This window comes from Streptosporangium sp. NPDC049046 (assembly GCF_040649155.1).
Classification (GTDB): Bacteria; Actinomycetota; Actinomycetes; order Streptosporangiales; family Streptosporangiaceae; genus Streptosporangium.
The window spans coordinates 103,185-121,519 of sequence record NZ_JBEZEZ010000020.1; the positions used below are offsets into that span (position 1 = coordinate 103,185).

At 70.9% G+C, this 18,335-nt stretch carries 18 protein-coding genes; 9 read left to right on the top strand and 9 right to left on the bottom strand.

All coding sequences use genetic code 11. The features are described from left to right. Positions 1–237: 237 nt before the first annotated feature. On the bottom strand, positions 238–798 hold the full coding sequence (locus tag AB0B96_RS26950; protein WP_362902949.1) for a hypothetical protein: 561 nt from the start codon (positions 796–798) through the stop codon (positions 238–240). A 287-nt stretch (positions 799–1,085) separates the two neighbouring features. Between AB0B96_RS26950 and AB0B96_RS26955 the strand changes: the two genes are divergently transcribed. Beyond that, on the top strand, positions 1,086–1,691 hold the full coding sequence (locus tag AB0B96_RS26955; protein WP_350948814.1) for a methyltransferase domain-containing protein: 606 nt from the start codon (positions 1,086–1,088) through the stop codon (positions 1,689–1,691). A 202-nt stretch (positions 1,692–1,893) separates the two neighbouring features. Here AB0B96_RS26955 and AB0B96_RS26960 read toward each other — a convergent pair whose 3' ends face one another. The 8 genes from AB0B96_RS26960 to AB0B96_RS26995 form a co-directional block, all read right to left on the bottom strand. After that, entirely contained in the window at positions 1,894–2,355 is a 462-nt protein-coding gene (locus tag AB0B96_RS26960) for a cupin domain-containing protein (protein WP_362902951.1), read from the bottom strand. Continuing rightward, on the bottom strand, positions 2,355–2,873 hold the full coding sequence (locus AB0B96_RS26965; protein ID WP_362902953.1) for a flavin reductase family protein: 519 nt from the start codon (positions 2,871–2,873) through the stop codon (positions 2,355–2,357). Before AB0B96_RS26965 ends, AB0B96_RS26960 begins: the two co-directional genes overlap by 1 nt. A gap of 119 nt (positions 2,874–2,992) precedes the next feature. Further along, complete coding sequence (locus tag AB0B96_RS26970; protein WP_350948817.1) at positions 2,993–4,084, bottom strand: LLM class flavin-dependent oxidoreductase; 1,092 nt, start codon at positions 4,082–4,084, stop codon at positions 2,993–2,995. 11 nt (positions 4,085–4,095) lie between these two features. Beyond that, complete coding sequence (locus tag AB0B96_RS26975; protein WP_362902955.1) at positions 4,096–5,418, bottom strand: oligopeptide/dipeptide ABC transporter ATP-binding protein; 1,323 nt, start codon at positions 5,416–5,418, stop codon at positions 4,096–4,098. Further along, on the bottom strand, positions 5,415–6,434 hold the full coding sequence (locus tag AB0B96_RS26980; protein WP_362902957.1) for an ABC transporter ATP-binding protein: 1,020 nt from the start codon (positions 6,432–6,434) through the stop codon (positions 5,415–5,417). The genes AB0B96_RS26975 and AB0B96_RS26980 overlap by 4 nt, the downstream gene beginning before the upstream one ends. Continuing rightward, positions 6,424–7,287: an ABC transporter permease gene (locus tag AB0B96_RS26985; protein ID WP_350948820.1), complete on the bottom strand. Its 864-nt coding sequence runs from the start codon at positions 7,285–7,287 to the stop codon at positions 6,424–6,426. The genes AB0B96_RS26980 and AB0B96_RS26985 overlap by 11 nt, the downstream gene beginning before the upstream one ends. Beyond that, positions 7,284–8,207, bottom strand: a complete 924-nt coding sequence (locus AB0B96_RS26990; RefSeq protein ID WP_362902959.1) for an ABC transporter permease — start codon at positions 8,205–8,207, stop codon at positions 7,284–7,286. Before AB0B96_RS26990 ends, AB0B96_RS26985 begins: the two co-directional genes overlap by 4 nt. A 173-nt stretch (positions 8,208–8,380) precedes the next feature. Then, entirely contained in the window at positions 8,381–9,913 is a 1,533-nt protein-coding gene (locus AB0B96_RS26995; protein ID WP_362902961.1) for an ABC transporter substrate-binding protein, read from the bottom strand. Positions 9,914–10,046: 133 nt separating this feature from the next. Between AB0B96_RS26995 and AB0B96_RS27000 the strand changes: the two genes are divergently transcribed. From AB0B96_RS27000 to AB0B96_RS27035, 8 genes are all read left to right on the top strand, one after another. After that, the gene (locus tag AB0B96_RS27000) at positions 10,047–10,850 is read left to right on the top strand and encodes an IclR family transcriptional regulator (protein ID WP_362767626.1); all 804 of its coding nucleotides are present in this window, start codon (positions 10,047–10,049) and stop codon (positions 10,848–10,850) included. 765 nt (positions 10,851–11,615) lie between these two features. Beyond that, positions 11,616–13,205 carry a pyridoxal-dependent decarboxylase gene (locus AB0B96_RS27005; RefSeq protein WP_362902963.1) on the top strand — a complete coding sequence of 530 codons (1,590 nt, stop codon included), beginning with the start codon at positions 11,616–11,618 and terminating at the stop codon, positions 13,203–13,205. Continuing rightward, positions 13,202–14,743: a hypothetical protein gene (locus tag AB0B96_RS27010; protein WP_350948825.1), complete on the top strand. Its 1,542-nt coding sequence runs from the start codon at positions 13,202–13,204 to the stop codon at positions 14,741–14,743. Before AB0B96_RS27005 ends, AB0B96_RS27010 begins: the two co-directional genes overlap by 4 nt. Before the next feature lie 44 nt (positions 14,744–14,787). Next, a complete protein-coding gene (locus AB0B96_RS27015; RefSeq protein ID WP_350948826.1) occupies positions 14,788–15,288 on the top strand; it encodes a hypothetical protein in 501 nt (166 codons plus the stop codon). A 25-nt stretch (positions 15,289–15,313) separates the two neighbouring features. Further along, a complete protein-coding gene (locus tag AB0B96_RS27020) occupies positions 15,314–16,096 on the top strand; it encodes a hypothetical protein (protein ID WP_350948827.1) in 783 nt (260 codons plus the stop codon). A gap of 37 nt (positions 16,097–16,133) precedes the next feature. Beyond that, complete coding sequence (locus AB0B96_RS27025; RefSeq protein ID WP_362902966.1) at positions 16,134–16,601, top strand: hypothetical protein; 468 nt, start codon at positions 16,134–16,136, stop codon at positions 16,599–16,601. Then, positions 16,598–17,146, top strand: coding sequence for a hypothetical protein (locus tag AB0B96_RS27030; RefSeq protein WP_362902968.1), 549 nt, complete (start codon positions 16,598–16,600; stop codon positions 17,144–17,146). The genes AB0B96_RS27025 and AB0B96_RS27030 overlap by 4 nt, the downstream gene beginning before the upstream one ends. A gap of 251 nt (positions 17,147–17,397) precedes the next feature. Then, positions 17,398–18,174, top strand: a complete 777-nt coding sequence (locus tag AB0B96_RS27035) for an MBL fold metallo-hydrolase (RefSeq protein WP_362902970.1) — start codon at positions 17,398–17,400, stop codon at positions 18,172–18,174. The last annotated feature ends 161 nt before the right edge of the window (positions 18,175–18,335 follow it).

The following is an 18,335-nucleotide window of genomic DNA, read 5'->3' on the forward strand; positions in this document are numbered from 1 at the left end:
GCGGAAAGATCTCACCGGAGTTTCGAACAAAGCACCGTCGGCGACCGGCCACGGTGAGAGTCCGCCCAATCCGTCCAATCCCTCCAAGGGGGCCTCCTTCAAGAGGCTCCGCCCAAGGCGGTCCCTTCCAAGCGCCCGTGTCCAAAGGGCTCCGTCTCAAAGGCTCCCTGCGCGAGCGGGGTACGGCCCTGTCCGGCCCGGCTCGATGACCGGAGACGACCGGGAAGTCCCCGGAACCTACGCCGGTGGCGACCCGGCCGGAGAATCCCCGTCTCCTGACGGCCCGGCGTCCGGTCGCTCCCGCACGGGAGAGGCCCCGGACCGATCCGGCGGCCCGAGCGGACCCTCGCGATCGGACGGGCCCGCGGGCGGCTCGACCTCTTCCAGCCGTGACTCGATCATACGCGGCGGCCTGGACGCGCCCTCCGGCGGCGTTCCGAACGTGTCGGGAAACGCGTGAACCCCGAGCGCCTCCGGCCGATCGCCCGACGGGTCGGGCGGATCGAGAAGCTGCCGTACGGGCGGGCTGTCGAGGAACGTGGAGACCGCGTCGACCACCCCCTCCCCCAGCGGACGGAACGCGTCGACCACGGCCTGGGCGGGTGGGCCGAGACGGGCTCCGACCTCCTGAATGAAGTCTTCCAGCACCTGCGGCAGCGGCGGCACCGGCAGGCCGAGCTGGGGCTTCGGCCGCGCCTTCTCCGGCGGTGTCCAGCGCATCGAGTCGTCGCTCATCGCGAGCCATTCGTCGACCGCACCGTCGATGGAGTCGAGCACGTGATCGGAATCGTCTGGCATGGCGGCTCCCCTCATGACCGGGATCCGATAAGACGACGGTACCTCGCCCCGCCTTCCCGGGGCAGAGGAGGGTCGCGATCGTCACCGACGGTGAACCACACCGCCGCCGGAACGTCCGTTTCCTTCGCCAGGCGGACCGGCACCTGTACGGCGACCGTACGGCGGTGGAACCCCGATCATCGAAGCCCGTTATCTGGCATAACCCCCTCAACAGGGGGAATAAGCTGTCGATGCTCTCTCAAAATCGTCCTGCCGGTAGTGACACGTTCACATTCCTCGGTGCGATCATGCGTAATCCCCACCAGCTGGGGGCGATCGCTCCCAGTTCGAAGGCCGTCGCACGCCTGGCGGCTTCGATCGTTCCCACAACCCCCGGAGCCACGGTCGTCGAACTCGGCGCCGGCGGCGGAGTGATCAGCGACGCGATCCGCGACCGTCTCCCCGTGGGAGGGCGGCAGCTCGCCATAGAGCTCAACGAGGGCATGGTGCACCACCTGCGGCGCAGCAGGCCCTGGCTGGAAGTGATCTGCGGGGACGCGGGTGACCTCGGCAAGATACTGCGGGAGGCCGGTCTGTCCCACGCCGACGCGATCGTCTCCTCGCTCCCCTGGACCCTGTTCGAGGAGGCCCAGCAGAAACGCGTTCTGGAGGAGATCGCGGCCTGTCTCGCCCCCGGCGGCGCCTTCAGCACGATCACGACGCTGACCGTGATGCCGTTCCAGCGTTCCCGGCACTTCCGCGGCCTCATGAACAGCACGTTCACCACCGTCGACGCCCTGGGGCCGATCTGGCGCAACGTACCTCCCGCCCTGGTGTACGCCGGGGTCGTGGCGGACGACCGGCTGGCCGGGGATGCGGCCGGCGGCCTGGCGGCCGGGGACACCGGCGGGTGAACGGCCGGTCGGACACCGCCCGGCGCCTCGGACACGCCCGCGATCTTTTCACCACCGGCGCACCCTCCGCGCCGGTGGGCGAGAAGCGACCGGCCTGGACGCCGCCCGGCGTTCCGGGCGACGGGCACGCGATGACCTCGCGATGATCCCCCAGTGACTTCCCGTTGACCTCACGGTGACGGTGGCCCGCGACGGGCCGCCGTCACCGTGAGGTCAGAACCGGTCCCGTCCAGGTGAGATCGTCCAGGTTGACCACGATGGCGTCCTGGGTGCTGCGGGCGATGACCACGATCGCCTCCAGGTCGGGGTCGGGATTCTCCTCCCGGTGGGGGACGAAAGGCGGCACGAAGATGTAGTCGCCGGGTTCGGTGTCGATGCGCACCTCGACGGGCTCCTCCCCCTCGATGTCGGCGAAGACGAACGAGGGGTGGCCGCTGACGACGTAAATGGCGGTCTCGGACTCGCCGTGGTGGTGGTTCGCCGAGGCGGTGGCGGGCGCCACGTGGGTCTGCCCCATCCACAGACGGCTGGAGCCGACGGTGGTTCCGCTGATGGCCGCGCGGCGGCGCATACCGCCGGTCTGGGCGGTCTCGGAGGTGAGACCGCCGGGCGCGATGTGGTGCAGGCGGCGGTGGAAGGGGTCTTCGGGAAGGACGATCGGCATCAGTCACTCCTGGCTCGGTCGGAAGGGTGCGGCGCGAGCGCGCCGAAACCTCCATCGTGGTACAGCAGCGGAGGGTGGGCGGGGTCGGTGTGCCCCTCCACGACCCTGCCGACGACCAGCCGATGGTCCCCCGCGATGAACCGCTCCTGGGTGCGGCAGAGCAGCCACGCGGCCACCCCGTACAGCAGGGGTTCCCCTCCGGGGAGGGGTTCCCAGCGATCCCGGTCGGCGAACCTGTCGGCGCCCTTCCTGGCGAACAGCTCCGCCACGTCCCGCTGGCCTCCGGCGAGGATGTGGACGACGAACGCGTCCGCGTCCCGGATCGCCGGCCAGCTCGACGAGCCGACCGAGATGCCGAACGACAGCAGCGGCGGATCGAGCGACATCGAGGTCAGCGAGGTCGCGGTGAAACCGGCGGGACCCGGGGCAGTGACGACGGCGACCCCGGCGGCGTGCCTGCGGAAGGCGGACAGGAAGACATCGCGCGGCTGCCCGCCGCCGACCGCCTCGGCGCTCATCGTGCCACCACCTCCTGTGCCGTGTCCCTGATGATCGGTTCGCCGCGAGTGTCCGGCCCTGCCGGGCCGGAGGCGCCCAGGTTCCTCGGGTCCGGCGCCCCTGGCCGCGCGTGTCGCGCTCACGCGCCCACGCCCGCGGGTTCGCGCCGCTCGGCCCCCTGCCGCAGCAGCGGCACCAGCTCGTCACCCCAGCGCACGACGTCGTCCACCGGGTCGAAGCCGCGGATGAGGAAGGTCGTGACGCCGAGGTCGTGGTACTTCAGCAGCGCCTCGGCGACCTGCTCGGCGGTGCCGACCACGGCCGTGGAGTTGCCGCCGGGACCGATCAGGTTGGTCACGCCGTACCAGAGCCGCTCGTCGTGCACCTCCCGCTCGGCGCCCTGCTCCTGGAGCCTGGCGGCTCCGACGGAGGTCGATTCGCTCTTCCCCTTGCTCCAGCCGAGTCCGCCGCCGGAGACGCGCGCGGCGGTCGCGGCCCTGATCCGCTCGGCCCGCTCCCACGCCTCGGCCTCGGTCGCGGCGACGATCGGCCGGGTGGACAGGCTGAAGGTGATCTCCCGGCCGTGCCTGGCCGCCTCCTGCCTGACGCGCCGGATCCGCTCGGCGGTCTCGGCCAGCGGCTCGCCCCACAGCATGTAGACGTCGGCGTGCTCGGCCCCGGTCTGGACGGCCGCCGGGGAGGCCCCGCCGAAGTAGAGCGGAATGTCGGCCCTGACCGAGCTGTAGGCGCCCTCGAACCGGTAGAACTCACCCTCGTGATCGAACGGCTCGGCCGAGGTGAGCGTACGGCGCAGCACGGACATGAACTCGCCGGTACGCCGGTAGCGGCCACCGTGGTCGAGGAAGTCGCCGTCGCGGCGCTGGTCGGCCTCGTCGCCGCCGGTGATGTGGTGGATGGCGACCCTGCCTCCCCCGGTGAGCTGGTCGAGAGTGGCGAGCTTCCTCGCCACCACCGTCGGGGCGACGAAGCCGGGCCGGTGCGCGATCAGCACGCGCAGCCGCTCGGTGGCGTGCAGCACCGACGCGGCGACGGCGAACCCGTCGGGCGAGGACGAGCCGTAGCCGATCAGCACCCGGTCGAACCCGGCGGCCTCGTGGGCGCGGGCGAACGTGGCCAGGTAGGGAACGTCGATGGGCGGGCCGTCGACGAAGGAACCGTGGGTCTCTGAGAAGTCCTTCGTACCGACCATGCCGAGAATCTCGATGGACATGCGTGTACTCCTTAGCGGGCGACGAAGCGGGGAACGGAACCGGAGGCCGGATCGGGGACGGGAGCGGAGGCGAGGTTCGGTGCGGGACCGGGACCGCTCGCGGACCCGCGGAAGGAAACGGAGCCGGGAGCAGGGCTTTCTGGAACAAGGCTTTCGGAAAGAGGGCTTTCGAGGACGGAGCCGCGGCCGGGAACGGTCACGGCCACCGGGACGGGATCGGGGGCGGGCGTCGACGCGGCGGCCCGTGCGGGCCAGGTGCCGGTGTGGTGGCAGGCGACCGCGCGCCCGCCCCTGACGACCGGTTCGGGAACGACCGCGCAGGCCTCGGTGGCGAACGGGCAGCGGTGGGCGAAGACGCAGCCGCCGGTGGCGCCGCCCGCGCCGGCCACGCCTGTGGGCGCCGCCCGCAGCCTCTCCAGGCTGTGGCGGACGGCACCGGCCACGCGTGGGGCCGAGGCGACGAGCAGCGCGGTGTAGGGGTGGCGGGGGTCGTCGAAGACCTCGCCGATCGGGCCCTCCTCGACGATCCGGCCCCGGTAGAGGACCGCGACCCGGTCGGCGACGCCCGCCAGGGAGCTGAGGTCGTGGGAGATGACGACGACACCGGCGCCGAGCCTGCCGCGCAGGTCGTCCAGGAGGCGCAGGATGTGGTTGCGGTTGGAGGCGTCCAGCGCGCTGACCGGCTCGTCGCAGATCAGCAGCGACGGCTCCGCGACGATCGCGCGGGCGATCGAGACGCGCTGCCGCTGCCCGCCGGAGATCTGGCCGGGCGTCCTGGCCGCGAGGGCGGGGTCCAGGCCGACCAGCTCCAGTGCCGCCCGCACCCTGGCCGCGCGTTCGGCCGGGGGCACGCGCCGCACGGCCAGCCCTTCGCCGACGACGGTTCCCACGCTGTGGTCGGGGTCGAGCGAGCGGAGCGGGTCCTGGAAGACGAACCGCACCTTTCCCGTACGGCGATGCGCCCGCAACGCCCTGCCTCTCAGCGAGGAGATCTCGACCCCCTCCACCTCGACCGAACCTGAGTCGGGGCCGACCAGGCCGACGACGGTCCTGGCCAGGGTCGTCTTGCCCGAGCCGGTCTCCCCCACGATCCCGAGGATCTCCCCGGCCCTGACGGTGAGGTCGACCTCGCTGAGGATCCGCACGGCAGGTCTGCCGAGTGACACGTTCAGGCCTCGCACGGCCAGCAGTGGCGTCCCCGCCGGGGCGGTGCGGGAGGTGGCCGCTGAGCCGTCCGCGGTCGCCCTACCCGTCGCGGAGGTGCTCGCGGGACCGGCCGCGGTCGCGGGAGTCCACCCGGGACCGGTCACCGGGGTGCTCTCGGGGCCGCTCACAGGTCGCTCCCCCGCGCTCCGGCGCCGACGCTCACCGCGTCGCGCCCCACCGGCTCCTGGCGCAGCAGGCAGCGGACCTCGCGCCCACCGGGGTGGGCGGTGAGGGGAACGGGAGCCGCCGAGCATGCCTCCTCGGCGAAGGAGCAGCGGCCGGCGAAGCGGCAGCCCGGCAGCGAGGCGCCCGCGGGCGGCGGCTGGCCGGGGATGACCTCCAGCGTCCGTCTGCCCCAGTCTCCGGCCGAGGCGACCCGCAGCAGAGCCTCGGTGTAGGGGTGCCCCGGACTGTCCAGGACCTCTCTCGCCGGCCCCGACTCGACGATCTCGCCGCCGTAGAAGACGACGATCCGGTCGCAGAGCGCCGCGATGACCGCCAGGTCGTGGGAGACGCAGACGATCGACAGGCCGCGCTCGGCGCGCAGCCGGGCGAGGAGTTCGAGCACCTCGGCCTGGACGGTCACGTCGAGGGCGGTGGTGGCCTCGTCGGCGATCAGCAGTTCGGGATCGCAGGAGACGGCGACGGCGATGAGGACGCGCTGGAGCATGCCGCCGGACAGCTCGTGCGGGTACTGGCCGTGGACCCGGGCCGGATCGTGCAGGCCCATCGCGCCCAGCAGTTCCACGGCGCGCTCGCGGGCGGCGCGCCGCCGCAGGCCGAGTTTGACCCGCAGCACCTCGGCGAGCTGGTCGCCGACCGGCAGGGACGGGTTCAGGTAGGAGGCGGGGTCCTGGAAGACCGCACCGATCCTGCTCCCGCGGATCCCGAGCCACTGCCTGCGGCTCGCCCCCGTCAGGTCGTGGCCGCCGAACTCGATCTCGCCGGAGCTCACCGAGCAGCCGGGGGCGAGGGCGCCGAGGACCGCACGGCAGGTGAGGGTCTTGCCGCTGCCCGACTCGCCGACCAGGCCGACGGCCTCGCCGGGGGCGACCTCGAAGGAGACCCCGCGCACGGCCTCGGCCCGGCCTCCGGAGACGGTCACGCGCAGGTCGCGCACGCTCAACAGCGCTTCAGCGGGCATGGACTTCCTCGCTCTCGTCGATACGGTGACTGTCGGTGTGCAGGCCGGTCGTGTCGCGTACGGCGTCGGCCAGGGCGTTGAGCGCGCCGACGGTCAGCATGATCACGACGGCGGGCGCGAGCGGGGCGAGCGGCCGCTGGTGGAGGTAACCCAGGTCGCTGGCGAGCATCCCGCCCCAGGTGGGGGCGGGGGGTTCGACACCGATGCCGAGGAAGGCGAGGGAGGAGACCACCAGCAGCGCCGCGGCGGACGCCCCCGCCGCGGTCACCGCGACCGTCGGCAGCACCTTGCCCGCGATGTGGGTGCGTAGGATCCGGGAGCGGGACGCGCCGAGCAGTTCGGCCGCCTCGACGTACTGTGCGCGGGTGAAACCCAGCGCCGCCGTACGGGTGACCCGGTAGAACACCGGCGCGAGCAGCAGTCCGATGGCGGCCATCGCCTGGTGCGGGCCGTTGCCGAGGATCCCGGCGACGGCGATGGCGAAGATGACGAACGGCAGCGTGAGCAGCGCGTCCACCAGCCGCATCGTCGTCCACTCGAAGACCTTGCCGAAGAACACCGAGGCGAGGCCGGGGATCGCCCCCAGGAGCAGCCCGATGGCGACCGCCTCCGCCGCCGCGGCGATCGAGAGACCGGTCCCGGCGAGCAGCCGGCTGAGCACGTCGCGGCCGAGGTAGTCGGTGCCCAGGAGGTGCTCTCCCGACGGCCCGAGCAGGCGCAGCCGGGGGTTCTGCGCGAGCGGGTCGTGCGGAGCGAGCAGGTCGCCGAACACCGCGACGAGGAGCACGACGGTGAGGATCGTCACGGACAGCTTGACGGAGGGCAGCCGCCACGCCCTGCGGAAGGAGCTCATCGCGCACCCCGCAGCCTGGCGACGGCCGCGTTGACGGTGACGTTGGAGACGAGCACCAGCGCGATGGTGGTGAGCAGCGCGCCCTGGATCACCGGCACGTCGTGCTTGAGCGCCGCCTCGCCGGTGAGCTGGCCGAGACCCGGCAGGGCGAAGACCGCCTCGGTGACCACCGCGCCGCCGATCAGGCGTGGGATGTGCATCCCGAGTACGGTGAGCGCCGGGCCCGCGGCGTTGCGCAACGCGTGCCGGAACAGCACCCGCCGCGCCGGGAGCCCGCGGACCACCGCGCCGGTCACGTAGTTCTCCCGCAGGGCGGCCACCAGGCCGGTACGGAGCTGCCTGGCGAGGTCGGCGGCGGCGTCGAGGCTGAGCGCGATCGCCGGGAGGGTTATCAGCCTCAGCCACTGGACGGGATCCTGGGTGAGCGGCACGTACCCGCCCGAGGGGAACACCGGGACGATCACGGCGAAGACCACGATCAGTCCGATGCCGACGACGAACGCGGGCAGGGTGGAGGCGACCGCGCAGACGGCGGTCACGATCCGGTCGAACCTGCCGCCGTTGCTCACCGCCGCGCCGACGCCGGCCGCGCCTCCGGCGAGGATCGCGATGAGCACCGCGAGGCCGGTGATCGACAGGTCGACGGGCAGGCGCTGCGCGATGCTCTCGGCGACCGGGAGCTGGGTGAACCAGGAGCGGCCCAGGTCTCCGGTGAGCGCGTTGCCCAGCCAGGTGACGTACTGCTCCAGGAAGGGGCGGTCGAGCCCGAACTCGTGGCTCATCCTGGCGATGTCCTCGGGGGTCGCGGTCTCTCCCAGCACCGCCGCCGCCGGATTGGCGTCGCCCAGCGCGCCCAGCCCGTAGGTGATGAAGGTGGAGACGAGCGCCACGACCACCAGGGCGGCCGATCCGCGCGCCACCGCGCGCCACCGGGCGGTCCCCGCGCTCCGGCGGACCCGGGAGGGTCTTGCCGAGGGCGCGGTCATGACGGGCCGGCCGACCTCTTCGTCCCCTCCGCCCTTCCTGGCTCCCCCGGTTTCCCTGTCTTCCCCCGCTCCCCGCGCGGACGCGGGGGCGCGTGATCCCAGCGCGGTCACGGGTTCGTCACCCGTACGCCGTCGAAGCGCTGCACCGCGAGGTTGGTGGGAAGCTCGGAGACCCTGGGGCTGCGGGCGAAGATGCGCGGTGTGGAGAACAGCCAGACGTTGGGCAGTTCCCTGACCCCGATGGCGACCGCGTCCTGGACGGTCTTGGCGTAGCCGGGATCGTCCGGCGGCGTGACGCGGACCCTGTCGAACTGCTCCAGCAGCGCCTTGGGGGTGTTGCGGCCGGGGTTCATCAGGCCCTCCGGCCCGTAGACGACGCCGAGCGCCTGCAGCGGTGACTCTCGGCCGACGAAGGCGTCGGGGGCGAGGGCCACGTTGTGCTGGACGTAGACGAGCTGGGTGTGCTGCGCCGGGGCGATGAGTTTGATCGTGGTCCTGATGCCCGCGGCCTTGAGCTGCTCCTGGACCTGCTCGGGCAGGCCCTCGGGGTCGGCGGTGGTCAGCGGGACGTCGATGCCGTCGGGGAACCCCGCCTCGGCGAGCAGCTTCCTGGCCTTGGCGGGGTCGTGCGGGTAGAGGTTCTCCAGCTCGGGGTTGTAGCCGAGGTGGCCCTTGGGGAACGGCTGCGTGTTCACCTCGCCGACGCCGAATCCCGAGGTCTCCAGCAGCGCCTCACGGTCGACCGCGTACTTCAGCGCCTCGGTGACCTTGGGGTTGTCGAACGGCGCGATCTTGTTGTTGACGTCCAGGACCCGGACCATGAGCGACGGGATGAGGTCGACCTTCAGCCCGGCCGCCTTGGCCGCGTCGATCTGGGCGGCGGGCAGTATCGCGACGTCGAACTGGCCGGACTGGAGTCCGGCGACGACGGTGGCGGGCTCGGAGACGGTCTTCAGCTCGAACTTGGCCAGGTGGATGTTCGCGACGTCGTAGTAGGACGGGTTGCGGTCCAGGTTGGCGTGCGAGCCGGGAACGAGCTGGGTGAGGGTGAAGGGTCCCGCGCCCGCGGGCTTGGCGCTGACGGCCTTGGCGTCCGCCTCGAAGGCCCGGGGGTTGACGATCATCCCGGTCTTTCCCGCGAGCAGGTTGGGGATCTGGTGGTCGGGCCGGTCGAGCAGGATCCCGAACTCGGTCGGCGAGACGACCTCGACGTCCTTCACCCCGCGCAGCTGGGAGGCGATGAGCGAGTCCTTCTGGTCCCGGCCGCGCAGGAGGTTCTTGCGTACGGCCTCGGCGTCGAGCGGGGAGCCGTCGGAGAAGGTCAGCCCGGTCCTGAGGGTGAAGGTGACCCTCTTGCCGCCGTCGGTGTACTTCCAGGCGGTGGCCAGGCCGGGGACGGCGTCGCCCCTGTCGTCCAGGCGGGTGACGGCGCTGTAGACGAGGGACAGGGCGTTGACGTCGTTACCGGCGCTGGAGGTGACGGGATCCCACGTTGTGGGAAGACTCCAGCCCCATTTGAGGGTGCCTCCCTCCGCGCCGGAGGCGGTGCCCACCGACTGGGTGCCGCCGCCACAGGCGGTCAACGCGAGAACGACCGAGATGAGCAGGGCCAGTGGTCGCAGAAGCCGACGGACAGGCATGACGGGGGTCCTCTCAGGGGAACGAGCCAGATCCCACATGGCAAGATCTTCATTCCACATAGTAGTAATTCCCTAAAAACCCGTCAAGAGTGTAGGAAATAGCTCTCCGCCCTAAGCTGGAACGGTGGACCCGATGAAGCCGAAGCTTGAAGACGCCGCCCGCAGGGGCACCCAGGCGATCGAACGCGCCATCGCGGTGCTGCGCGCGTTCGAGCGGTCGACGACGCTCTCCCCCACCGAGGTGGCGCAGCGGCTTCACCTGCCGGTCAGCACCGCCCATCGCATCGTCCGCGCCCTGCACGCGGCGGGCATGCTCGGCCAGGATCCGGTGACCGAGCGCTACCACCTCGGGATCACCACCGCCACGCTGGGCCGCCTCGCCCTGGAACGCCTCGGCGCGACCACGATGCTCCCCGAACTCGAGGCCCTGCGCGACCTGACCGGGGAGGCCGTCAACCTGGGGGTACGCATCGGCGACGAGGTGGCCGTGCTGCTCCAGGTCCCCTCACGACAGCCGCTCCGCTACGAGCAGGAGCCCGGCCAGCGCAACCCGATCCACGTGTGCGCGATGGGCAAGGCCCTGCTCGCCTTCGGGGATCCGAGGGTGGGCATGGAGGAGCCCTTCGCCCGCTACACCGACACCACGATCACCACCCGGGCCGGCCTGGAGACCGAACTCGACCGCATACGCGCCCGGGGTGCGGCCGTCAACTTCGAGGAGCGCGTCGCCGGGGTCCGGGCCGTGGCCGTCCCGGTCCGCGACGGCCACGGCAACGTGCTGGCCGCGCTCGCCATCCAGGGCCCGGCGGTACGGCTGGGTGACGACCGGCTCCCGGAGCTGACCGCCCGGCTCACCGCCACCGCCCGACGACTCGGCTCCTTCGGCCACGACCTCCAGGTCCCCGCACCCGCGCACGCCTCCGCGAGCGGCTCGTGAACACCCCGCACGCCTCCTTTCGCGGCTCGTGAAACGCCTCCCGGGTTTCCCCGCGCCCGCCTGCCGCGTCTTTCCGCCGGGTCACGGGTGCGCGGCGGGGCGTCGAGGTGACGGCCCCGGGGCCGTACGGCATGAGCCCACCCGGCACGGCACAACACGACGCGACACGGCCCACGGCGGCGAATGTCGCGAATGCCGAGTTTAATGAAATTTAATGAGAAAAAACCCATAAGAAGTAAAACAACCGAGACTCGCCGACCATCTCCTCACACCGATCACCACACGCGTTAACCGTGGCCGCAATCTGCCACTCCACCTGCATCCGAGGTCTTGCGCCCCTGCCGTGAACAATGATTAGGTCACTTACATGAAGGGCGTGCCAACATATACGGCGATTGAAATTCAAGGCGAATTAGCCGTGACTCGTCCACGACGACCCTCCTCCGGACCCTGATCGCCAGACCGACCTCAACCACCCGCCCAAGGGTGGCGAGGCATTCTCGTACCATCTTCCACCATCACTCATCGACACCCCTCGATATTGGACCGTTCCATACACCGGGAACGGCCGGTGACGGCATGAATGCCGCCTAGCGTCCCCCGACGTCGAGGACCTCTTTCTCGATCGACGCATCACCGAAGACCACGCGTTTATTCGCGAGAACCCTCACGTGATCGCCGGGAGTTCGATTCACCGTCTCCGAGCTCCCATTCAGGCACGAACATTTGGGAGTTCTCGACCTCGGGTCATTTGGAGGCCCCTCCATGACGAGTTCGCTTTCCGATGTCCAGAGTTCCTTTCCCGAGCCGAAGGCTCCCGAGCCGGCGACCGGCGAAGGCTCCCGTTCAGCCATGCCGGGCCTCACCGCGGCCTTCGACCCCGAGCGTTTCCACGACGGCGCCATGGACATCGTCGGCCGTCTGACGACGTATCTGGGCGACCGGTCGGTCCGGGGACTCGACCTCCTCGATCCCGCGGTGCTGCTGAAGACCGCGCGCGAGCTGATGACCCGGGAACGGCGGCGCATCGCCGACTTCGACGCCGAGCGGGTGAACCAGATCGTCGACCTGTACACGGGGACCGGCATCCCCGTCTACTCACCCGGCTACATGGGACGGCAGTTCTCCGGCGTGGTGCCGCTGGCCAGCCTCATCGACCTGGTCGGCTCGGTGGTCAACCAGCCCTCCTCCTTCTACGAGGCCGGGCAGCTCCCCAGCGTCGCCGAGCGGCTCATGGCCGAGGAGCTCAACGGGTTCATCGGCTGGGACCGTGACCGGTTCGCCATGGTGACGACCTCGGGGGGCTCCCTCGCCAACCTGACCGCGCTGCTCGCCGCCCGCAACCGCGCCTTCCCGCAGATCTGGACCCGCGGCGTGGGCGCCCTGCCCGGTCCCCCGGCCATCGCGGTCAGCGAGGAGGCCCACTACAGCGTGACCCGGGCGGCAGGAGTCCTCGGCATCGGAGAAGGACAGATCATCCGTCTCCCCGTCGATCAGGCCGGGCGGATCCGCCCGGAGCTGGCCGGCCCGGCGCTGGACGAGGCCTACCGGCGCGGCCTGCGGCCGTTCTGCCTGGTGGCCTCGGCCGGGACCACCTCGGTGGGCGCCTTCGACCCGCTGGAGGAGCTCGCCGCCGTGGCGCGCCGGCACGGGCTCTGGCTCCACGTGGACGGGGCGCACGGGGCGAGCCTGCTGCTGTCGGACCGGCACAGGCACCGGCTGCGCGGCATCGAGCAGGCCGACTCCCTGACCTGGGACGCCCACAAGATGCTGTTCATGCCGTCGCCGTGCACGCTGCTCTTCTACCGTGACGGCGCGGCGGCGCGCGGCGCGTTCCGGCAGCGGGCCAGCTACGTCTTCGACGAGGAGCCCGACGTCTACAGCGCCTACGACAGCGCGGACAAGAACCTCGAGTGCACGAAACGCCCGATGATCATGCCGCTCTGGACGGTCTGGTCGGTCTACGGCCCGGCGCTGTTCGCACAGCGGATCGACCAGCTGTGCGAGGTGACCCGGCAGGCCCACCGGATGCTCGCCGCCGAACCGGACTTCGCCGTGGCACACGAGCCGGAGTCCAACATCCTGTGCTTCCGATATCTGCCGGACGACCTGGAACCGGCGATCGCGCATCGGCTGCAACTGGAGATCCGCAACCGGATCCGGGGCGGCGGGCGCTTCTTCATCTCCAAGGTCGACATCGACAAGGTGGCGGCGCTGCGCGTGGTGGTGATGAACCACCTGATCGACGCGGGCCACCTGACCATGCTCATCGACGAGATCAGGGACATCGGGCAACGGGTGCTGCGTACGAGCGCCACGACCCGCGACGACCAGCGGAACAGGAGCCATTCATGACCATGACGGATGTGGACCTCGCCACCTCGGCGGAGCTGGCGGCACGACTGATCCCCGAGGAGGAGCTGCGGCCCCGCTCGGTGGACGACGTCATCGGGCTGCCGTCGTTCGCGGGCAAGCTGGAGGAGTGCGGGCGGCTCACCGGAGCCCCGTACTGCGAGTCCCCGCTCGACCTGCAGAACGCGCTGGTGTTCCGCCGGCTTCAGCAGCTCGTCGGCATCGCCCTGCTCAACCCGCTGTGGCGCGAGCGGCTGCACTACTTCGGGATCCGCGACGCCCCCGCCGACATGTCCGAGTGGGAGCGGATCCCCCTCTCGGACAAGACCGTGCAGCGTGACATGTTCATGGGCGCGCGGGCCGGGATGGTCGTGCCGCTCGACCGCGGCGGGTTCGAGGTGGTGGCCAGCGGCGGCACCGGTGACGGCATGCCCCTGGAGATCGTGTACTCCCTGCGGGAGCTGCGCGACACCTACCGCATCTCCGGGGCGTTCATGGGCGCCTACCAGCTCGGCCGCTATCTGCGCGGTCCCGCGCCGCGCTGGCTGTTCACCACGCTGGCCGACTACCAGATGTGGAGCAGCGGGACCATGGTCGGCGGCGTCCTGTCCCACGTCCCCGAGGTCAACTACATCGGTGCGGGCCCGGTGAGCGCGCCGGTGCTGGAGCACATGTTCTCCTACCCTGGTCACAAGGCGCTGATGGGCATCACCGCGGGCATCGCGCTCCTGCCCGAGCTGGGCGCGGGTCTGTCCCCGCAGGCCAGGGCGAGCTTCCGGGTCGCGATGTACGGCAGCGGCTCCCTGCCCCAGCGCAAGCGCGACGAGTTGCAGGCGTTCTTCCCCAACGTGTCGATCCTCAGCTACTTCGCCGCGACCCAGGCCGAGTGCGTCGGGCTTCAGCTCGACCACGCCTCGCCGGCGCTCTCCGCCGTGCCGGGACTACACCTGGTGGAGATCGTGGACGAGCACGGCCGGGCCGTCGCCGAGGGCGAGGAGGGCGAGCTGGTCGTCACCCGGCTGCACTCCGACGAGACGCCGCTGCTGCGGCTCAAGCTCGGCGACCGGATGATCCGCCGCCCCGCCCTGAACGGGCCGGGGCTGCGCACCGAGCGGTTCGAGTTCGCCGGGCGCACCGCCGACGTGCTGCACCTCAACGACAGCCAGTACTCGGCGACGCTCGCGTACGCGGCCCTGCGCGCGCGGCTGCGCTCGACGACCGGTGTCGACCTGGACCTGGTCGCGCACGAGGTCCAGTTCCACAACCACCGCGAGGACCGGACCCTCACCCTGCTGGTCGCGGTGGACGACGCCGAGGGGACGGCCGCCGCCGTCGAGCACGCCCTCGGCCCGAGCGGGACGCGGCAGCTGTTCACCCAGGCTCTGCCGAGCTCCCTGTCGCTCTTCAACGACCGGGAGGCGACCGCGGCGGCGATCGAGCAGACCGGATACGGGTTCCGGCTGGTGTTCGTGCCCCGCTCCTCACCACAGATCGAGCGGACCACCGTCGGCAAGACGCCGCTGGTCAGGGACCGGGGCTGAGTGGTGGCCCGCAGACCCGAATCACATCCGACAAGGGAGGATCGATGCAAGACAGGATCAGCATCGTCGTGATGGTCGACGCCGTCGGGGCGTTGTCCGACCGGACGCTGCACAACGGCAATATCTCGCTCGTCGACGACAGCGCGGCGGGAAGCAGGCACAAGGGGACCCCCGACCTCGTCACGGTGGTCGCCCCGGGGCAGATCGTCCAGTGGACGCCCATCCACGTGGACGTGCAGACGCCGGTCGAGATCCAGGCCATCGAGTTCCTGTCCGGTGCCCCGGCCGCGCCCGCGGCCGGCCAGGCCGCGTCACCGCACCCGGTGGGCCACTCCGCCGTTCCGGCACCCGGTGTCGTGTCCGGGGCGGCGGTCGACGCCATGGGCTCCAACGGATACGAGAACCACGACCTGCTGGTGTGGGAGGGCGTCGTGCCCTACGACATGACGCCCGGTGTCCCGTACCGCTACCGGCTCTCCGTCAGGCTCCACGAAGGACCCAACAGCGTGTTGTCCATCGACTCGCCCGCGCTGCTGCGCGTGTGAGCCACGTTTCGCGAAAGGCGGTCTCATGGCCCAGCAACACGGGATCATCGTGCTCTTCGACGTCGAGAACGCGCTCAAGACGCGGTCGCTCAACGGCAACACGTACTGGTTCGACAACATGAAGCTGTTCGGCTCGACCGGGGTGGGCACCGAGCAGTTGGTGACGATCGTGCCCGGCACCCATTTCCTCGACGGGTCGCAGGCGACCGAGCAGGTGCTCAACTGGTTGCCCGCGGCGCTGGGTTCGATCCCGCCGACGGTGCCGCGCAACTACCTCGCCGAGCAGGAACGCGCCGACGACCAGCGCACGCTGAACGAGCTCGCCTCGCTCAACGCCGAGGGTGGCGTGAGCGAGGGCGATCTCAAGCGGCTGCAGCGGCGGGTCGGCAAGCACGCGGAAAAGCGCGGTGGCGGGCGCGGTCTCACCGACGCCAAGCTGCTGGACGTCACCGGCAAGACCACCAGCGGCTCCGGCGCCTACAACTACCCGGCCCCGGTGATCACCGACATCACCGGCCAGGCCGTGAGCGAGAAGATCATGTATCCGGCCCAGTACGGGTCCCCCGACATGATCTACGACGGCTGGTACTGGGCCGCGACCGTGGACACGAGCCGGCCCGGGGTCTATCCGTACACGATGCACATCCAGCTGCACGAGCTGGTCGAGCGGGGCGGCGAGATGGTCTGGGAGTCCGTGGACCTGACCTGCGAGTCCAGCCTCAAGATCATCAACGATCCGAAGCGTAACGGGTTCACCGGTGCCGGACTGGGCGTGCTCCCCCTGCCACCCGTCCCCGCCGCCGGCTGACCCGTCCGAATCGGAACACCTTCGAGCGGAGGAACGCATGCCCCCGAGGAACAAGCAGCAGGAAAGCCGGACCGCCAAGCCCACCCGGCCCGTGACGATCACCGCGGTGGTCGACCCCGTGGCCGCGCTGGCGTCGGAGAACCTCGACGACAACCTCTACTTCTACGACACCAACAAGACCGCGGGATCCACCGGTTTCGGCACCCCCGCGCTGCACAGCCGGGTGCGCAAGGGCGACACCCTGCTGTGGAACGTGATCCCGCTGGAGTGCGAGACCTACGTCTCCCTCGCCGGCATCGAGATCGACCCGCGGGTCGCCGAACCCACGCAGAAGGTGTATCCCGGCACCGACATCGTGTTCTGGACCGCCGAGGTGAAGCAGGACCTCACCGAACCGGTCCCGTACCGGCTCTCGTTCCTGCTCGGCACCGTCAGCACGCCGTTCACCGCCACCGCCCGACCGGCCCTGGCCGGTCCTGTCACCGAGGAAAAGGAGGGCCGATGAGCCAGGCGTACGCGGCCACCGACTTCACCGATCGTGGCCAGCTCAACTCCGTCCAGCTGAACGTGGTGACCCTCGTCGACATGGAGAGGGCCGCCGCGACGAAGTCCCTGGACGGTTGCCTCTACATGATGGACAACAGCGTCGGCGGGGTCGGGCAGGGCACCGACCACCTGGAGACCATCTGCAAGCAGGGGCAGGTGGTCAACTGGATCATCCGCCCCATCGACATGCACCGCCGCGCGGACGGCACCTGGCCGCCGATGCCGAAGATCAACAACTTGGTCTTCCTCGACATCGAGAAGGGTGACGAGGACGACGTCGCCGAACGCCGGATCATGACCGAGCTCAAGGTCTACGGCGCCCCCGACCGGATGCGCGACCAGTACACCGCCGTCTACTACTACTGGGCCGGGGCGGTGATGAGCGAGGCCCGGCCGGGCCTCTACCGCTACCGGTTCGTCCTGGAGCTGGAGAAGGAGCACGGCACCGACAAGCTGTACCTGAACTCGCCTCGCTACCCCGCCCTGCGGGTCCTGCCCGTCTGACCGTCCCGAGGGGTCGTGAGCGCGACGTGACCCCGTGAGAGCACCGGAGAGCGCAGGCGGGAGGTCATGGTCGCCGGGCGGCGGCCATGACCGGCGGGTGCGGGACACGCGAGATCCTCGCGGCCTTTCCTACTGGGAAGGCCGTCCTCTGGGAGATACGCTCGATCGGAGATCGGCCCGTGTCCCGTTCGGCCCGCGTGATCGAGGCTGTGATCAAGACGATGCCCGGCCGTGCGACGAACGGAGCCGCCATGACGACCACCATCACCGTGATCGGCGGTCCCACGGCCCTGCTGGAGCTCGGCGGGCTGCGCATTCTCACCGATCCGACCTTCGATCCGCCGGGTGACCACCCCGTCGGGCCGCTCACGCTCACCAAGACCGTCGGCCCGGCTCTCTCCCCCGCCGACGTCGGCCGGGTGGACCTGGTGCTGCTCAGTCACGACCAGCATCCCGACAACCTGGACAGGCTGGGCCGTCAGGTGATGTCCGCGGCGCCGCTGACCTTGAGCACACCCGAGGCCGCCGAGCGCACCGGGGTCACCCCGCTGCGCCCCTGGCAGCACCACGATGTCGGCCGCCTCCGCGTCACCGCCGTTCCCGCCCTGCACGGCCCGCCGGGATGCGAGCCCTTCGTCGGTCAGGTCACCGGCTTCGTGCTCACCGGCGACGGGCTGCCCACCGTCTACGTCAGCGGGGACAACGCCTCGCTGGAGTGCGTGGAGCTCATCGCCGGACGGTTTCCCGCCGTCGACGTCGCCCTGCTGTTCGGCGGCGCCGTCCGCACGCCCATGATCGACGACCGGCTCACCCTGAACGCCACCGAGATGGTGACCGCCGCGCGCCTGCTGGAGGCCCGGCAGGTCGTGCCGCTCCACGTCGAGGGCTGGACCCACTTCACCGAGAACCGGGCGGACGTGCTCGCCGCCTTCTCCGAGGCCGGTCTCGGCCACCTGCTCGTCTCCCCCGCCCCCGGACGACCGGTCCCGCTGGGCCTGCCCGAGGGACGATCATCCCGGGTGCGGTAGGCGATCCCGCGGTGCGATGAGACGAACCGGTCGGCAGTGCCCGGCGCCTCACCCGACGGCGACGCCACGACGAACCGACCCGCGGACCCCGACAGCTCACCCAACGGCAGGCCACGACGAGCCGTCCGCGGAGCCGGACAGCTCGCCCAACGGCGACGCCA